Here is a 16,243-nt window from a genome sequence, read left to right as displayed (position 1 = left end):
AAAGCAAAAGCAGCATTATGAACCTGATCTGCGTATACGATAGACTATAATTGCCTTAATGGTGCGGGTTGCGTGTTGCCGTTGCAACCCTGAAGTGGCAAGAAGGGTATGTAATTAAAATTCCTATATTTGCGTATAATACGCCATTGAGGGACTCCATAAAAGTACAAACTACACGTAAATGAGCGAGCAAACAGGTAAACAATTAAGTAAGGAGGAAAAAGACGCACGGTTCGAGGCTGAACTACTGCCTGTGCTGGACCCTCTGTACAATTTTGCCTATAGGCTCACCTTAGACGAGGACGATGCCAATGACCTGGTACAGGAAACATATTTAAAGGCATACCGCTTCTTTGACTACTTTGAACAAGGAACTAATGCTAAAGCATGGCTGTTCCGAATCCTGAAGAACTCCTTCATTAATGAGTTCAGGAAAAAGAGCAAGCAGCCCGCTAAGGTAGACTATAGCGAAGTAGAAGGTTACTACAATACTGAAGACGTAGAAGGGGATAATGGCGTAGCCACAACAACCGACATGCGTTCCGAAAGTGTGCAGGACCTGATCGGAGATGAAGTAGCAAGTGCCCTGAATACCTTGCCTGTAGACTTCAGAACTGTGATTATTTTATGTGACCTGGAAGGTTTTACCTACGAGGAAATGGCCAAAATACTGGACATTCCGATAGGTACTGTACGATCCAGGTTACACCGCGCCCGAAACTCTTTAAAAGAGAAACTAGAAAAGTACGCTAAAACTATGGGTTATAACAGTTAGAAAAATACTTTAGAGTTGAGTAAAGATGGAATCGAAATTTACGGAAATGTATCAGAAAGAGCCTGCCGATGAGAAGGATGGAGTGTGTGAGCAGGTAGCAGACATGCTGGACTCAGTTGTGGACGGAGAGGCGTCTGCCGATGAGCAGAAATTCTTTAATAGCCATATTGAGGAATGCGTTAACTGCTTTGAAAACCATCAGAAACAAAAACTCCTAAAAGGTCTTGTCAGTGGTCACCTTAAGCGTGTTATAGTGCCGGCCAGCCTGGCACAGACCATTAAAGCCAAAATACAGGAAACTATTTAAACACCCCTGATGCAAGGAAAGATCATTATCTTCTCGGCGCCCTCCGGTGCCGGTAAAACCACTATTGTAAAGCATCTGCTTAGCGTAAATCCAAATCTGAACTTCTCTATTTCTGCCTGCACCCGCGATAAGCGTGGCCGCACCGAAGTAAATGGTAAAGATTATTACTTCATTACCCCTGAAGACTTTAAAGAAAAGATTGCAAACGACGAGTTTGTAGAATGGGAAGAAGTGTACGAAGGTGCATTTTATGGTACGCTTAAATCAGAAATAGAACGCATCTGGCAGAGTGGCAAACACGCCATACTGGATGTAGATGTAAAAGGAGGATTGAGTATAAAGCATTTTTACAAAGAAAGAGCACTTGCCGTTTTCGTGAAGCCACCTTCTATCGAGGAGCTGGCAAACAGACTGCAGGCCCGCAACACCGATTCAGCATCGAGTATCAGCAGCCGCGTATTTAAGGCTAAGTTCGAGATGGGGTTCGAAGATCAGTTTGATGAAGTGATCGTGAACGATAATCTGGAAACTGCCTGCGCCAAAGCAGAAAAACTGGTAAACGATTTCCTTAAATCAGAACCGGCTATCGTATGAAGGTAGGGCTCTTGTTTGGTTCCTTTAACCCGATCCATACCGGCCACCTGATACTTGCCAACTATATGGCCACCAACACCGACCTGGATACGGTGTGGCTGGTTGTGTCGCCGCAAAACCCGTTTAAGCCGAGCAATACGCTACTGCACGAATTCGACAGGCTGCACATGGTGTCGTTGGCGATAGCGGATAATCCGAACCTGGGCGTATCGAACATCGAGTTCAGTATGCCCAAGCCAAGCTATACCATAGATACGCTTACCTATTTGCAGGAAAAGTATCCGAGTTATGAGTTTGTGCTGATCATGGGAGAGGATAACCTTGCGCTGTTTCCGAAATGGAAGAACTATGAGCGCATCCTGGAATACCATCAGGTGTATGTTTACCCGCGTTCCGGTTCTGTGCTGGAGGAGGTCGCTGCTTTCCCGAACATGAAATTTGTAAAAGCGCCTATTCTCGATATTTCAGCCACGTTTATCAGGCAGTGCATCCGGGAAGAAAAGAGTATAAAGTACATGGTGCCCGACGAGATCATAGATTATATCAAAGTACACAAATTGTATTCCTGACCCGAACTATAGTTGTAAGCTAAAACTATAGTTGAGTTGTAGTAAATTATGGGACCTGATAGACCAGTCGTTTATAGTTATTCAAAATAAAGAGCCTCACATAAATTGTGAGGCTCTTTATTTTATAGTTCGGGTAACATAAAAATTACGTGCCCCCGCGAGTGTGAGCTACAGGTTGCGTCCCGTCACGTTCCACTATGCCTGTAAAAGCATAGCTAAACTATAATTATAGCGGCCGGAGTCCGCGGGTAATCCACACTCGCGGGGCGCGAGCGAGAGCCAAATGTTAAACTATAGCTTGCTTCATCATAAGCCCAAACAAAAAGAAGCCCTGCGACTAACTTAGCAGGGCTTCTTTGTTATACTTCATGAGAAAAAGTCTTATGTCTTTTTTCTCAGTCTTTTGTCTAAAGATTAGATCGTCATGATCTCTGCTTCTTTCTTGGTAAGCAGCTCGTCGATCTTTACAATGTAGGAGTCAGTCATTTTCTGAACTTTGGCTTCTGCATCACGAACGGCGTCTTCTGAAGTGCCTTCTTTCTGCAGTTTTCTAAGCGATTCGTTCACATCCTTACGAATGTTACGAACAGCTATCTTACCAGATTCAGTTTCGTTCTTTACCTGCTTAACCAGTTCACGACGACGCTCTTCTGTAAGTGCCGGAATGTTCAGGCGGATGGCATCCGCTTCCTGCTGCGGGTTAAGGCCAAGGTCGCTGTTCTTTATTGCCTTGTTGATCTCACCCAGCATGTTTTTCTCCCAGGGTTTGATCAAGAGGGTACGGGCATCCGGAGTGGCAACGTTTGCCACCTGCGAAACCGGTGTCGGTGTACCGTAATAATCTACTTTCAGGTCTTCTACCATAGCAGGGGATGCCTTGCCAGCTCTGATCTTTGTTAATTCAGAGCTTGTGTGCTGCACTGCTTTTTGCATCGACTCCTCTGCTTCGCTGAGGTAAAACTGAATTTCTTCCGTCATATCAATTGTAGCTTAAGATTCTTGTTAAACTATAGTTATTCGTTGTGGTTGCAAAAATACTAATTTTTATCACTTTGTGATTGGGAGCCGTTTAGGCCTCTGCCGTCATGGACACCAGCGTGCCAACTTTATCGCCGTTCACGATGCGCTTCAGGTTGCCGGGTGTGTTCATATCAAATACGATAATAGAAAGGTCGTTTTCTTTACAAAGCGTAAAGGCAGTCATGTCCATCACGTTCAGTCCTTTATCAAACACATCTTTAAATGAAATGTCTGAATAGAAAATGGCGTCCGGATCTTTCTCAGGGTCAGCAGAGTAAATACCATCCACGCGCGTACCTTTCAGAACTACGTCTGCTTCAATCTCAATAGCACGTAAACTGGCTGCTGAGTCGGTTGTGAAGTAAGGGTTACCGGTACCGGCACCAAATATAACAACACGACCCTTCTCTAAGTGGCGTACGGCACGGCGGCGAATGTATGGTTCGCATACCTGCTGTATGTTAATACCGGAAAGCAGGCGGGTATATACACCCAGTTTCTCCAGGGCACTTTGTAAAGCCATGCTGTTGATAACAGTAGCCAGCATACCCATGTAGTCTCCCTGCACACGGTCCAGGCCAACCTGCTCGGCCTGTACACCTCTGAAGATGTTGCCTCCCCCGATAACAACTGCCACCTCTACACCCAGCGCAGATACTTCCTTTATCTCCTGAGCATACTGCATCAACCTGTTCGAGTCGATACCGTATTGCTGCTCACCCATCAGCGCTTCACCGCTTAGCTTTAACAAAATTCTTTTATACTTCACGATCTATAGTTTGTATAGTTTATTGGATACTTTCTACTGTGCCTGGGCGGCAGACGTGCTGCCCGGCTGGCAACACAAATAATTTAAAATAAGATCAAAACCTGGTTTTTTTCCACGTTCTGTTTTACGGCAACTTTTATCTCTTTTACCACACCATCGCCCGGCGACTTCAGGATGTTCTCCATCTTCATTGCCTCCAGGATCATGATCGGATCACCTTTCTTTACTTCCTGGCCTGGCTGTACTTTTATCTCAAGTATCAGTCCGGGCATAGGGGCTTTCACATCGTTCACTTTCTGTGCATTGGCATTGCTCATACCCAGCTTATCCAGTAACAGATCGAACTGGTCCTTTACAGATAGCGTATGGGTAACGCCGTTGATCTTAAACGTGAACGCTTTGGCCTGGTAATCGGCCTGAACAAGCTCCGCAGTATAAGATTTATAATTGTGAATAATGTGGTAGGTGTTAGTGCCTATCGGTGTGATATCCCAGTTGAAAGGAGTTTCGTTGAGAAGTATAGCATCTTTCTGTATGTCAACCTGCCATATTTTGTCGTTAGCGGTTTTTACCTGCAGCATCTCTTATTTCTGGTTTTGGAGCCTAAAGATAGTTGAATTCTCAGAGTAATTTTAGAAATTGAAGTCAAAATTAAAACAATCTAACATGAATCATCGCTTTCTGAGCATAGTTGGCCTGGCTACAACAATGGCATTTGCAGGCGGCTGCGCCACCCATAAAGAAGCAACAAACGCCTCAAAAAATAACCCCGACACTTCTAAAGCTGCGGTAGCGCAAACCGAGGTACCGGTATGGGCGCCAAAAAATCATGAGTTCAATCCTTCGCGAACCAAAAAGCACGATCTGTTGCACACAACGCTTCGCGTTAGCTTCGACTGGGAAAAACAATACCTCCATGGCCTGGCCGAGCTTACTTTAAAACCATACTTCTATCCGCAAAATACGCTGGTGCTCGATGCCAAAGGCTTTGATATACACCATGTAAACCTGATGAAGGGGTACGATGGCACTCCGCTGAAGTATAAATACGATGGGCAAAAACTAACTATAGATCTGGGGAAGACCTATAACCGCGACGAAAAATATACTATAGAAATAGACTATACTGCCAAACCAAACGAGCTGGCCGCCGGCGGCAGCGACGCCATTACCGAAGACAAAGGTTTATACTTTATCAACCCGCTCGGCACAGAGCCAAACAAACCGCGCCAGATCTGGACGCAGGGTGAGACCGAAGCAAGCTCGGCCTGGTTTCCAACTATAGATGCTCCGAACGAGCGCATGACCCAGGATATCTACATAACTATAGATAAGAAATATACCACACTCTCTAACGGCAGTTTCATGTCGTCGCGCCAGAATGCGGACGGTACTAAAACAGAGCACTGGAAACAGGAATTACCGCACGCTCCTTACCTGGCCATGATGGCAATAGGTGATTTTGCTGTAGTTAAAGACAAGTGGCGCAATCTGGAGGTAAGCTATTATGTAGAGCCGGAATATAAAGGCACTGCCAAAAAGATATTCGGAAATACGCCGGAGATGATGGAGTTCTTCAGCAAAAAGCTTGGAGTTAACTATCCTTGGGCAAAGTATGCACAGGTAGTAGTACGCGACTTCGTGTCCGGTGCTATGGAAAACACTTCGGCTTCCACGTTTATGGAAGACCTGCAACTGAACGAGCGTGAACTGCTGGACAAGAACTGGGACAACATTATTGCACACGAGCTTTTCCATCAGTGGTTTGGTGATTATGTAACGACAGAGTCGTGGGCTAACCTGCCTCTTAACGAAGCGATGGCCAACTATAGCGAATACCTATGGGCCGAGCATAAGTTTGGGGCAGACGAAGCTGCTTACATCCAGATGGATGAAATGAACCAGTACCTGGAAGAGGCAAAAACAAAAAGAGAACCGCTTATCCGTTACCGCTATGGTGATAAGGAAGATATGTTCGACAGCCACTCGTATGCCAAAGGTGGCCGGGTGCTGCACATGCTCCGCAAATATGTAGGCGACGACGCTTTTTATGCATCGCTTAACCGTTACCTCACACAAAATAAATTCTCTGATGTAGAAGTTGCTGAACTGCGCATGGCTTTCGAGGATGTGACAGGCGAGGACTTGATGTGGTTCTTTGATCAGTGGTTTATGAAGCCGGGGCATCCGGAGCTTAAAGTGAGTCATGCATTCCAGAATGGCCAGCTAACTATAGCTGTTCAGCAGTTGCAGGATACTACTTATTCGCCTGTTTACCGCCTGCCGCTTAAGGTAGCCGTTTGGTCAAATGGCAAAAAAACAGATTATCCGATCCTGATCACTAAAGCAAATCAAATCTTCACAATTCCTGTAGCTACACAGCCACAGTTAGTTCTTTTTGATGGAGAGAAACAACTTCTTGGTGTAGTTGAGCATGAGAAAAGCCCGGAAGAACTCCGTTACCAGTTTTATAACAGCAACCAGGTAATGGCCGAATATGAAGCCCTGACGGAACTTTCCAAAAATGCAGGATCAGAGATTAAACTTTTGCAGGATGCTCTGAGCAATGATTTCTGGTTTATCAGAACTATGGCCATAAATGCATTGGTCGATATTAAGCCAGATACGCACCCAGCTATAGTTGCTAAGGTAAAACAGATGGCAAGGCAGGATAAGAAAGGATCGGTAAGAGCTGATGCTACCTTACTGCTTGCTGGTTGGGGAGGGAATACCTATAAGGCTATTTACGAAGAAGCTCTGAAAGATAGTTCGTACCAGGTAGTGGCAGCAGGTATTATTGCATATGCCGGTACAGGTTCCGAGGATACAAAACAAAAACTGAGCAGATTTGAAAAGGAAGAGAACGAAGAAGTAGCCATTGCTTTAGGATCATTCTACGCTTTACAGGGTGGGCCGGAGAAATATAACTGGTTCGTGGAGAAGATTAAGAACGGTAAAGGCAGTGGTAAGTACTACATGCTACAGAGTTTTGCAGCCTATCTGGCAAGCAATAGCAATACTAATACGCCACAAACTATAGCAATGCTTTCGGATATAGCACAAAATAATAATCTCTATTATGTGCGCATGGCTGCGTTCCAGGCTTTGATGGTAATGTCGGATAAACCTGAAGTGAAAGAAATATTAGAAAAAATTAAGGCTCAGGAAAAAGATAAACGCCTGATAGAGATGTATAACCAGGCGCTTTAGGCAAAATAGGCTAATTTTTTTAAAGAATTTTTGAACGATTATTTGACAGTAATAAAAAAGCGCTTAATTTTGCATCTCTTTAGAACGAACAGCGCATCTGGCGCAAAGCTTTTAAAGAGTAAAGCTGATTAAATTTAGCGTTTGGGGAGATTCCAGAGCGGCCAAATGGGACGGACTGTAACTCCGTTGTTGTAATGACTTCGCAGGTTCGAATCCTGCTCTCCCCACCAAATTTAAATGATTGAGTAAATGGATTGTAGTGATTTATTTGCTCATTCGCTTATTCAATCATTTAAAGTTTAAAAGCGGGAGTAGCTCAGTTGGTAGAGCGATAGCCTTCCAAGCTATAGGCCGCGAGTTCGACCCTCGTCTCCCGCTCAGTAGAACAGATTTTAAATCTTACGGGTTTTTGCAGGAAGGAATTTCATGTATATGGATTTCCTTTTTAGTATAAACAAAGATTTAGAAAAGTTAAAAGCCGACGTAGCTCAGGGGTAGAGTACTTCCTTGGTAAGGAAGGGGTCGTGGGTTCAATTCCCATCGTTGGCTCTAAGTCTGTTCGTGTTAATGAGCACAACTTAAACTTAAACGTTTTAACCTTAATTTTATATCATACAATGGCTAAAGAAACATTTGACCGCTCCAAACCGCACGTAAACATCGGTACAATCGGTCACGTTGACCACGGCAAAACAACTTTGACTGCTGCCATTACTACAGTATTGGCTAACAAAGGTCTGGCTACGCTTCGCGACTTCTCTTCAATTGATAATGCTCCTGAAGAAAAAGAAAGAGGTATTACAATCAATACTTCACACGTAGAATACGCTACTGAAAACCGTCACTATGCACACGTTGACTGCCCAGGTCACGCTGACTACGTGAAAAACATGGTTACTGGTGCTGCTCAGATGGACGGTGCTATCCTTGTGGTTGCTGCTACTGATGGTCCAATGCCACAAACTCGTGAGCACATTCTTCTTGCTCGTCAGGTAGGTGTTCCTCAGCTTGTAGTATTCATGAACAAAGTGGACATGGTGGACGATCCAGAGCTTCTTGAGCTTGTTGAAATGGAAATCCGTGAGCTTCTTTCTTTCTACGACTTCGATGGTGATAACATTCCGGTAATCCAGGGTTCTGCTCTAGGTGGTCTGAATGGCGATGAGAAGTGGGTGAAAACTATTGAAGAGCTGATGGCTGCAGTTGATAGCTGGATTCCAATTCCTGCTCGTCTTGTTGACCTTCCATTCCTGATGCCAGTTGAGGACGTGTTCTCAATCACTGGTCGTGGTACAGTTGCAACTGGCCGTATCGAGCGTGGTGTAATCAACTCTGGTGAGCCAGTAGAAATCCTTGGTATGGGTGCTGAAAACCTTAAGTCAGTAGTTACTGGTGTTGAGATGTTCCGTAAGATCCTTGACAGAGGTGAAGCTGGTGACAACGTAGGTCTACTTCTTCGTGGTATAGAGAAAACCGATATCCGTCGTGGTATGGTTATCTGTAAGCCAGGTTCAGTTAAGCCTCACATGAAGTTCAAGGCTGAAGTTTATGTTCTTTCTAAAGAAGAAGGTGGACGTCACACGCCATTCTTCAATAAGTACCGTCCACAGTTCTATTTCAGAACAACAGACGTAACTGGTGAGATCATGCTTCCAGAAGGAGTAGAAATGGTTATGCCTGGTGATAACATCACTATAGAGGTAAACCTGATCAACAAAGTAGCAATGGAAAAAGGTCTTCGTTTCGCTATCCGTGAGGGTGGTAGAACAGTAGGTGCCGGTCAGGTTACTGAGATCTTAGACTAATTATACAAAAGCAGCCCGTTCCTGATAAATAAGTTGGGAACGGGTTTGTTTTTCAAAAACAATTGAATAAATTTGCACTCCATTTGAATTAATGGTGTGCATTTTTTTACGGGTGTAGCTCAATTGGTAGAGTAGTGGTCTCCAAAACCATTGGCTGGGAGTTCGAGTCTCTCCACCCGTGCAAATTTAATTACTCAGGCATTTAAGACGATGAGCAACGTTAAAGACTATATAAACGGAACGGTAGAGGAAATGAGAGATAAAGTCTCATGGCCTTCCTTTAAAGAATTACAGAATAGCTCTGTACTTGTACTAATAGGCTCTTTAGTGTTTGCTCTTGTAGTAGGTGCCATGGACTTTGTTTTTGATTCGTCACTGACGTGGTTCTATAACCAATTTTAATAAGAAGCTATGGCTGATTTAAAATGGTATGTAGTACGCGCCGTTAGTGGACAGGAGAAAAAGGCAAAAGCATATCTCGAAAATGAGATCATGCGCCATAACCTGGGTGAATATGTGCCACAAGTTCTGATACCTGCTGAAAAGGTATATGAAATGCGTGGTGGTAAAAAAAGAATCAGAGAAAGAAACTTCTTTCCTGGTTATGTGCTTGTAAATGCTGACCTGAGCCACGGCGAAGCTGAGCACCTGATCATTAGTACGCCAGGTGTAATTGGCTTTTTGGGTTCAGGTACAGGAGATGCAAGCAAAAAGCCGGTTCCGCTTCGTCAATCTGAAATTAACAGAATACTGGGAACAGTAGATGAAGCAGAAGAGCAAGCTGAAGTATTGGATACACCATTTATAGTTGGAGAAACTATAAAAGTAATGGACGGACCATTCAGTGGATTCTCAGGAACGGTAGAAGAAGTGTTTGAAGAACGTAAAAAGCTTAATGTAATGGTGAAAATTTTCGGAAGAAATACACCGGTTGAGCTAAATTACATGCAAGTAGAAAAAGAATCGTAGTAAATAAATAATGGCAAAGGAAATAAAAGGTTACCTGAAACTTCAGGTAAAGGGAGGTGCAGCGAATCCATCGCCACCGATTGGACCTGCACTTGGTTCTAAAGGTCTTAACATCATGGAGTTCTGTAAGCAGTTTAATGCTAGAACCCAGGAGAAGCCAGGACAAGTGTTACCAGTATTGATTACAATCTATGCAGATAAGTCTTTTGACTTCGTTATTAAAACGCCCCCTGCTCCGGTATTGTTAATGGATGCTGCTAAAATTAAGGTAGGTTCAAAAGAGCCAAACCGAAACAAAGTAGGTTCAGTTACTTGGGATCAGGTAAAAGAGATTGCAGAACTGAAAATGCCTGATTTAAATGCTTTCAAACTGGAGTCTGCCATGAAAATGGTAGCTGGTACAGCAAGAAGCATGGGTATAACAGTTTCTGGCAAAGCTCCGTGGAACGAACAATAACAGTTAGAGGATAATGGCGAAGATATCAAAAAATAGGAAAGCGGCTTTAGCTAAGGCCGACCTAACAAAAGAGTATTCTTTGACAGATGCAGCCTCAGTTGTAAAAGACATTACTTTTACAAAATTTGATGCTTCTGTTGATATAGATGTACGCTTAGGAGTAGACCCTCGTAAGGCTGACCAAATGGTTCGTGGTATAGTTACCCTTCCGCATGGTACAGGTAAAGAGGTAAGAGTGCTGGCATTAGTTACACCTGACAAAGAGCAGGAAGCTAAAGATGCAGGTGCTGACTTCGTTGGTCTTGATGATTATATTCAGAAGATCGAAAAAGGCTGGACAGACATTGATGTGATCATCACGATGCCAGCAGTAATGGCTAAAGTTGGTCGTTTAGGTAGAATATTAGGTCCTCGTAACCTGATGCCAAACCCTAAATCTGGTACAGTTACACAAGATGTGGCGAAAGCTGTTAAAGAAGTAAAAGCTGGTAAAATCGACTTTAAAGTTGACAAAACTGGTATCATCCACACTAGTGTGGGTAAAGTTTCTTTCTCGCCAGAGCAGATTGCTGCTAACGCTGCAGAAGTAATTGCTACACTCAACCGTCTGAAGCCATCTTCAGCGAAGGGTACCTACATTAAGAGCATAACATTGTCTAGCACAATGAGCCCGGCCGTAATTGTTGATAAGAACGCAACTATCTAAGAAAATGACCAGGGAAGAAAAAGAGATAATTGTACAAGACCTGAGCGAAAAGTTAGCTAACACTAACTATTTCTACATCACTGATGCTTCTACTATGACAGTTGCAAGTATCAACCAATTCAGGAGAATGGCTTTCGATAGAGGGCTTGAATACAAAGTTTACAAGAATACATTAATTAAGAAAGCATTAGATACTTTAGAAGCTGATACTACTGCACTGGCAGAAGTATTAAAAGGTTCTTCAGGCATCCTGTTTTCAACTGAATCAGGCAACGCTCCTGCTAAGCTAATCAAAGACTTTAGGAAAAAAGGTCACACGCTTCCACTTTTAAAGGGTGCCTTTATTGATAGCGGTATTTATGTTGGCGAAAACCAGCTGGATACATTATCAACAATCAAGTCTAAGTTTGAGCTGATCGCAGATGTAATTGCATTGCTTCAGTCTCCTGCTAAGAATGTTATTTCTGGCCTACAGGGCGGTGGTAACAAACTTGCTGGAATTCTTAAAACTCTATCTGAAAAAGAATAATTTTTAAAAACGTAATCAATAAGTAACTTTTAATTTCAATAAAAATGGCAGATTTAAAAGCATTCGCTGAGCAGTTAGTAAACTTAACTGTGAAAGAAGTTAACGAACTAGCTACAATCCTGAAGGACGAATACGGCATCGAGCCAGCTGCTGCTGCTCCAGTTATGATGGCTGGTGGTGCTGCTGAAGGTGGAGCTGCTGCAGAAGAAAAAACTTCTTTTGACGTAATCCTTAAGTCAGCAGGTGCATCTAAACTAGCAGTTGTTAAACTTGTTAAAGAACTTACAGGTCTTGGCCTGAAAGAAGCTAAAGAAGTTGTAGACAGCGCTCCTAAGGCTCTGAAAGAAGGTGTAGCTAAAGATGAAGCTGAATCTCTGAAGAAATCATTAGAAGAAGCTGGTGCTGAAGTAGAGATCAAGTAATCTCACTTTATCAACATATCGAGAACAGGTAGACCTGGCGTTTTAGTCAGGTCTTTTCCTGTTTGTATACGGATTCATAATTGAATCCTTTTTTGCCCACAGCTGTTTTTGGCATCGGGAGCTGAAAACTTATTGTTAACGTTAAATTTCCAAGGCTTTGGCTAAAAATAAAACAATAGAGAGAATCAATTTCGCTTCGATCAAGAAGGTAATTGATTATCCTGATTTTCTTGATGTTCAACTGCAGTCTTTCCAGGACTTTTTCCAATTGGAGACTGCTGCTGAAAATAGAGCTCAGGAAGGATTGTTCAAAGTTTTCGCGGAAAACTTTCCAATCTCTGATTCTCGTGAAAACTTCGTTCTGGAGTTCATCGATTATCACGTAGATCCGCCAAAATATTCTGTAGATGAGAGTATCGACAGAGGACTAACATATTCAGTTCCGCTTAAGGCTAAACTTCGTCTTATCTGCAACGATGAGGACAACGAAGACTTTGAGACTATTGAACAGGAAGTTTTCCTCGGTAATATTCCATACATGACTGAAAAAGGCTCCTTTGTTATCAATGGGGCTGAACGTGTTATAGTTTCTCAGTTACACAGATCACCGGGTGTATTCTTTGCACAAAGCAAGCACACTAACGGTACTAAATTATATTCTGCCAGAATTATTCCTTTTAAAGGTTCTTGGGTAGAGTTTGCGACAGACGTTAACAACGTAATGTATGCTTACATCGACCGTAAGAAGAAGTTCCCGGTAACGACATTGTTACGTGCTATCGGTTACGGCACTGATAAGGATATTCTTGATCTGTTCGGTCTTTCAGAAGAGATTCCGGCTAACAAGACGAACCTTAAAAATGCGGTAGGCAGAAAGCTAGCTGCTCGTGTTCTTAAAACATGGACAGAAGACTTTGTGGATGAGGATACTGGAGAAGTAGTTTCTATCGACCGTAACGAAGTATTACTTGAGCGTGATTCTGAAATTACAGCTGAAGATATCGATGTTATAGTTGAGTCTGGTAACAAATCTATAGTTCTGCATCGTGAGAATGTAAATATTGCTGACTATGCAATTATTTATAACACACTACAGAAAGATAATTCTAACTCCGAGCAGGAAGCTGTTGAGCAGATCTATCGTCAGCTTAGAAATACTGAAGCGCCAGACGTAGAGACGGCACGTGATATTATTCAGAAGCTGTTCTTCTCAGATAAGCGTTATGACCTTGGTGAAGTTGGTCGTTATAGAATCAACAAAAAGCTTGGCATTGATACAAACTGGGATGCAAAGGTTTTAACGAACGACGACATCGTTCTGATTGTTAAATACCTGATCGGCTTGATTAACTCAAGAGCTGTAGTGGATGATATTGACCACTTAAGCAACCGCCGTGTAAGAACAGTAGGGGAGCAGTTGTATGCACAATTTGGTGTAGGTCTGGCACGTATGGCCAGAACCATCAAAGAGCGTATGAACGTTCGTGATAACGAAGACTTCAAACCAGTTGATCTGATTAACGCTCGTACGTTGTCTTCAGTGATCAACTCGTTCTTCGGTACAAACCAGCTTTCTCAGTTCATGGACCAGACAAACCCGCTGGCAGAAGTGACGCACAAGCGTCGTGTATCTGCATTAGGGCCAGGTGGTCTGTCAAGAGAGCGTGCAGGTTTCGAGGTACGTGACGTTCACTATACACACTATGGTCGTCTTTGTACTATTGAAACTCCTGAGGGGCCAAACATCGGTCTGATCTCTTCACTTTGCGTGCATGCTCGTGTAAACCACATGGGCTTTATCGAAACGCCTTATCGTAAGGTTGTTAATGGTATAGTGAACGTAGCTGGTGAAGTAGAATATTTAACAGCAGAAGAAGAGGATACCCACCACATTGCACAGGCAAATGCCGTGATTGATGAAAAGGGTAACTTCATCAACGATAGAGTAAAAGGAAGATTTGAAGGTGACTTCCCTGTGGAGGAGCCATCAACTTATACCTATATGGACATTGCGCCAAACCAGATTGTATCTGTGGCAGCGTCTATGATTCCTTTCCTTGAGCACGATGATGCTAACCGTGCCCTGATGGGTTCTAACATGCAGCGCCAGGCAGTTCCACTACTGAAGCCACAGGCGCCTATAGTTGGTACAGGCTTGGAAGGCAGAGCAGCAATTGACTCAAGAGCACTGGTTATAGCTGAAGGCGACGGTGTAATCGATTTCGTGGATTCAACTAAGATTGTTGTAAAATATGATCTTACTGATGAAGAGAAGCTGGTTTCATTCGATGCTGAATATGTAACCTATAAACTGATCAAGTTCCGCAGAACTAACCAGGACACATGCATCAACCTGACTCCACTTGTGAGAACAGGCCAGCGTGTAACAAAAGGTCAGCCACTATGCGAAGGTTATGCTACCAATGATGGTGAACTTGCACTAGGGCGTAACTTACAGGTTGCGTTCATGCCTTGGCAGGGTTATAACTTTGAGGATGCGATCGTAATCTCTGAAAAAGTAGTACGTGATGACGTATTTACTTCTATCCACATTGAAGAGTTTGAGCTGGAAGTTCGTGAAACGAAACGTGGCGAAGAAGAATTAACTTCTGAAATACCAAACGTTAGCGAAGAAGCAGTAAGAAATCTTGATGAGAATGGTATCATCAGAATTGGTGCTGAAGTTAAAGAAGGCGATATCCTGATCGGTAAGATCACTCCTAAGGGTGAAACAGATCCGACTCCGGAAGAGAAACTTCTACGTGCAATCTTCGGTGATAAAGCCGGTGATGTGAAGGATGCTTCGCTTAAGGCGCCGCCATCACTGAACGGTGTTGTTATTGAGACTAAGTTATTCTCTCGTCCTAAAAAGGATAAAAACCTTAGAGCAAAATCTAAGAAAGAGGTTGAAGAACTAAAAGTTAAATATTCGAAAGACCTTATTGCCATTAAGAATGTAATGGTTGATAAATTAGTTGACTTGCTGGAAGGTAAGACGACACAGGGTATCAAGCACAAGTTTGGTGATGAGATTTTAACGAAAGGATCTAAGTTCAGCAGAAAGAACATAATAGAAGCTTTATTCCCTGAAAAGAACCCTTACAAGGATGAAAGCAACTATGCGGTTCCGGAAGAGGTGAACATGTTCAAGGATCTGATCCTTGAGAACTGGACAAGCGACGAGAAAACCAACAACATGTTACTGGAGTTGGTGAAAAACTATACCAAGCGTCGTAATATTATCTCTGCTCACTTTAAGCGTGAAAGATTTACGTTGGAAGTAGGGGATGAATTACCGGCAGGTATTGTGCAGTTGGCCAAAGTATACATCGCCAAGAAGCGTAAGCTGAAAGTGGGTGATAAAATGGCTGGACGTCACGGTAACAAAGGTATAGTTGCCCGTATCGTTCGTGATGAAGATATGCCATTCCTGGAAGACGGTACTCCTATGGACATCGTACTTAACCCGCTTGGTGTACCTTCAAGGATGAACATCGGTCAGATCTATGAAACTGTACTTGGATGGGCTGGTTTAAGATTAGGTCGTAAATATGCGACTCCAATTTTTGACGGAGCAACTGAAGAGCAGGTTTCTGCCGAGCTGACTGAAGCAGGACTGCCACGTTTTGGTAGAACATATCTATTCGACGGTTTGTCTGGTGACAGATTCGACCAGCCAGTAACAGTAGGCGTAATTTACATGCTGAAACTTGGTCACTTGGTTGATGATAAGATGCACGCTCGTTCTATCGGACCATACTCATTGATTACGCAGCAGCCATTGGGTGGTAAAGCCCAGTTTGGTGGCCAGCGTTTCGGTGAGATGGAGGTGTGGGCACTGGAGGCTTTCGGTGCTTCTAACGTGCTGCAGGAAATACTTACAGTTAAATCAGACGACGTTATTGGCCGTGCAAAAGCTTACGAAGCAATTGTAAAAGGCGATGTGTTGCCAAAACCAAATATCCCTGAATCATTCAACGTATTGATTCACGAGTTAAGAGGTCTGGCATTAGAGATAACGTTGGAGTAATAAAGTAAATGTTAAGCGTTCCGGAAATATTCGGAGCGCTTAACTCTCTTTATAATACAGATAGCTGTAAGGCAAATAAGT

At 43.2% G+C, this 16,243-nt stretch carries 16 protein-coding genes and 4 tRNA genes; 17 read left to right on the top strand and 3 right to left on the bottom strand.

Translation table 11 applies throughout. The features are described 5' to 3' along the window. Positions 1 to 181: 181 nt before the first annotated feature. Genes GSQ66_RS12230 through nadD form a run of 4 tightly spaced genes read left to right on the top strand, consistent with a single transcriptional unit; the run spans position 182 to position 2,245 of the window. Positions 182 to 775 (top strand): sigma-70 family RNA polymerase sigma factor, encoded by a 594-nt coding sequence (locus tag GSQ66_RS12230; protein WP_162346186.1) that lies wholly within the window; start codon positions 182 to 184, stop codon positions 773 to 775. Positions 776 to 800: 25 nt separating this feature from the next. Further along, a complete protein-coding gene (locus GSQ66_RS12225; protein WP_162427734.1) occupies positions 801 to 1,082 on the top strand; it encodes an anti-sigma factor family protein in 282 nt (93 codons plus the stop codon). A 9-nt stretch (positions 1,083 to 1,091) separates the two neighbouring features. Then, positions 1,092 to 1,676, top strand: a complete 585-nt coding sequence (gmk, locus tag GSQ66_RS12220) for a guanylate kinase (RefSeq protein ID WP_162427733.1) — start codon at positions 1,092 to 1,094, stop codon at positions 1,674 to 1,676. Further along, positions 1,673 to 2,245: a nicotinate (nicotinamide) nucleotide adenylyltransferase gene (nadD, locus tag GSQ66_RS12215; protein WP_162427732.1), complete on the top strand. Its 573-nt coding sequence runs from the start codon at positions 1,673 to 1,675 to the stop codon at positions 2,243 to 2,245. Before gmk ends, nadD begins: the two co-directional genes overlap by 4 nt. A 414-nt stretch (positions 2,246 to 2,659) precedes the next feature. Here the strand turns inward: nadD and frr are convergent, their stop codons facing one another. The 3 genes from frr to GSQ66_RS12200 all read right to left on the bottom strand — a co-directional run bounded on the left by frr (position 2,660) and on the right by GSQ66_RS12200 (position 4,615). Continuing rightward, on the bottom strand, positions 2,660 to 3,223 hold the full coding sequence (gene frr, locus GSQ66_RS12210; protein WP_162427731.1) for a ribosome recycling factor: 564 nt from the start codon (positions 3,221 to 3,223) through the stop codon (positions 2,660 to 2,662). A gap of 91 nt (positions 3,224 to 3,314) precedes the next feature. Continuing rightward, complete coding sequence (pyrH, locus tag GSQ66_RS12205) at positions 3,315 to 4,034, bottom strand: UMP kinase (protein ID WP_162427730.1); 720 nt, start codon at positions 4,032 to 4,034, stop codon at positions 3,315 to 3,317. An 83-nt stretch (positions 4,035 to 4,117) separates the two neighbouring features. Further along, on the bottom strand, positions 4,118 to 4,615 hold the full coding sequence (locus GSQ66_RS12200; protein WP_162427729.1) for a biotin/lipoyl-containing protein: 498 nt from the start codon (positions 4,613 to 4,615) through the stop codon (positions 4,118 to 4,120). An 85-nt stretch (positions 4,616 to 4,700) separates the two neighbouring features. On the opposite strand from GSQ66_RS12200, the gene GSQ66_RS12195 reads away from it, so the two are divergent. From GSQ66_RS12195 to rpoB, 13 genes are all read left to right on the top strand, one after another. Further along, entirely contained in the window at positions 4,701 to 7,244 is a 2,544-nt protein-coding gene (locus tag GSQ66_RS12195; RefSeq protein WP_162427728.1) for a M1 family metallopeptidase, read from the top strand. Positions 7,245 to 7,387: 143 nt separating this feature from the next. After that, positions 7,388 to 7,474: transfer RNA gene (locus GSQ66_RS12190), tRNA-Tyr, on the top strand. Between the two features lie 75 nt (positions 7,475 to 7,549). Then, positions 7,550 to 7,622: transfer RNA gene (locus tag GSQ66_RS12185), tRNA-Gly, on the top strand. Positions 7,623 to 7,721: 99 nt separating this feature from the next. Further along, positions 7,722 to 7,793: transfer RNA gene (locus tag GSQ66_RS12180), tRNA-Thr, on the top strand. 68 nt (positions 7,794 to 7,861) lie between these two features. Continuing rightward, complete coding sequence (gene tuf, locus GSQ66_RS12175; protein ID WP_162427727.1) at positions 7,862 to 9,049, top strand: elongation factor Tu; 1,188 nt, start codon at positions 7,862 to 7,864, stop codon at positions 9,047 to 9,049. Between the two features lie 108 nt (positions 9,050 to 9,157). Beyond that, positions 9,158 to 9,230: transfer RNA gene (locus GSQ66_RS12170), tRNA-Trp, on the top strand. A 29-nt stretch (positions 9,231 to 9,259) separates the two neighbouring features. Next, positions 9,260 to 9,451: a preprotein translocase subunit SecE gene (secE, locus tag GSQ66_RS12165; protein WP_162427726.1), complete on the top strand. Its 192-nt coding sequence runs from the start codon at positions 9,260 to 9,262 to the stop codon at positions 9,449 to 9,451. A 9-nt stretch (positions 9,452 to 9,460) separates the two neighbouring features. After that, positions 9,461 to 10,018, top strand: a complete 558-nt coding sequence (gene nusG / locus GSQ66_RS12160) for a transcription termination/antitermination protein NusG (protein ID WP_162427725.1) — start codon at positions 9,461 to 9,463, stop codon at positions 10,016 to 10,018. Between the two features lie 10 nt (positions 10,019 to 10,028). Further along, the gene (rplK, locus tag GSQ66_RS12155) at positions 10,029 to 10,475 is read left to right on the top strand and encodes a 50S ribosomal protein L11 (RefSeq protein ID WP_162427724.1); all 447 of its coding nucleotides are present in this window, start codon (positions 10,029 to 10,031) and stop codon (positions 10,473 to 10,475) included. Positions 10,476 to 10,488: 13 nt separating this feature from the next. After that, positions 10,489 to 11,181: a 50S ribosomal protein L1 gene (gene rplA, locus GSQ66_RS12150; protein ID WP_162427723.1), complete on the top strand. Its 693-nt coding sequence runs from the start codon at positions 10,489 to 10,491 to the stop codon at positions 11,179 to 11,181. A 4-nt stretch (positions 11,182 to 11,185) separates the two neighbouring features. Then, complete coding sequence (gene rplJ, locus GSQ66_RS12145; protein ID WP_162427722.1) at positions 11,186 to 11,710, top strand: 50S ribosomal protein L10; 525 nt, start codon at positions 11,186 to 11,188, stop codon at positions 11,708 to 11,710. 44 nt (positions 11,711 to 11,754) lie between these two features. Next, positions 11,755 to 12,132, top strand: a complete 378-nt coding sequence (gene rplL, locus GSQ66_RS12140) for a 50S ribosomal protein L7/L12 (protein ID WP_162427721.1) — start codon at positions 11,755 to 11,757, stop codon at positions 12,130 to 12,132. Positions 12,133 to 12,289: 157 nt separating this feature from the next. Next, on the top strand, positions 12,290 to 16,162 hold the full coding sequence (gene rpoB / locus GSQ66_RS12135; RefSeq protein ID WP_162427720.1) for a DNA-directed RNA polymerase subunit beta: 3,873 nt from the start codon (positions 12,290 to 12,292) through the stop codon (positions 16,160 to 16,162). Positions 16,163 to 16,243: the final 81 nt, after the last annotated feature.

The sequence above is a fragment of the Pontibacter pudoricolor genome, assembly GCF_010092985.1.
GTDB lineage: Bacteria > Bacteroidota > Bacteroidia > Cytophagales > Hymenobacteraceae > Pontibacter > Pontibacter pudoricolor.
The sequence above is the reverse complement of the archived record's forward strand: the minus strand, read 5'-3'. Positions and strand labels throughout refer to the sequence as shown.

What these genes read in the sequence shown, in the direction of transcription:
- GSQ66_RS12230 (WP_162346186.1), top strand. Translation starts at nt 182, where the DNA reads ATGAGCGAGCAAACAGGTAAACAATTAAGTAAGGAGGAAAAAGACGCA.
- GSQ66_RS12225 (WP_162427734.1), top strand. Translation starts at nt 801, where the DNA reads ATGGAATCGAAATTTACGGAAATGTATCAGAAAGAGCCTGCCGATGAG.
- gmk (WP_162427733.1), top strand. Translation starts at nt 1,092, where the DNA reads ATGCAAGGAAAGATCATTATCTTCTCGGCGCCCTCCGGTGCCGGTAAA.
- nadD (WP_162427732.1), top strand. Translation starts at nt 1,673, where the DNA reads ATGAAGGTAGGGCTCTTGTTTGGTTCCTTTAACCCGATCCATACCGGC.
- frr (WP_162427731.1), bottom strand. Translation starts at nt 3,223, where the DNA reads ATGACGGAAGAAATTCAGTTTTACCTCAGCGAAGCAGAGGAGTCGATG.
- GSQ66_RS12200 (WP_162427729.1), bottom strand. Translation starts at nt 4,615, where the DNA reads ATGCTGCAGGTAAAAACCGCTAACGACAAAATATGGCAGGTTGACATA.
- GSQ66_RS12195 (WP_162427728.1), top strand. Translation starts at nt 4,701, where the DNA reads ATGAATCATCGCTTTCTGAGCATAGTTGGCCTGGCTACAACAATGGCA.
- tuf (WP_162427727.1), top strand. Translation starts at nt 7,862, where the DNA reads ATGGCTAAAGAAACATTTGACCGCTCCAAACCGCACGTAAACATCGGT.
- secE (WP_162427726.1), top strand. Translation starts at nt 9,260, where the DNA reads ATGAGCAACGTTAAAGACTATATAAACGGAACGGTAGAGGAAATGAGA.
- nusG (WP_162427725.1), top strand. Translation starts at nt 9,461, where the DNA reads ATGGCTGATTTAAAATGGTATGTAGTACGCGCCGTTAGTGGACAGGAG.
- rplK (WP_162427724.1), top strand. Translation starts at nt 10,029, where the DNA reads ATGGCAAAGGAAATAAAAGGTTACCTGAAACTTCAGGTAAAGGGAGGT.
- rplA (WP_162427723.1), top strand. Translation starts at nt 10,489, where the DNA reads ATGGCGAAGATATCAAAAAATAGGAAAGCGGCTTTAGCTAAGGCCGAC.
- rplJ (WP_162427722.1), top strand. Translation starts at nt 11,186, where the DNA reads ATGACCAGGGAAGAAAAAGAGATAATTGTACAAGACCTGAGCGAAAAG.
- rplL (WP_162427721.1), top strand. Translation starts at nt 11,755, where the DNA reads ATGGCAGATTTAAAAGCATTCGCTGAGCAGTTAGTAAACTTAACTGTG.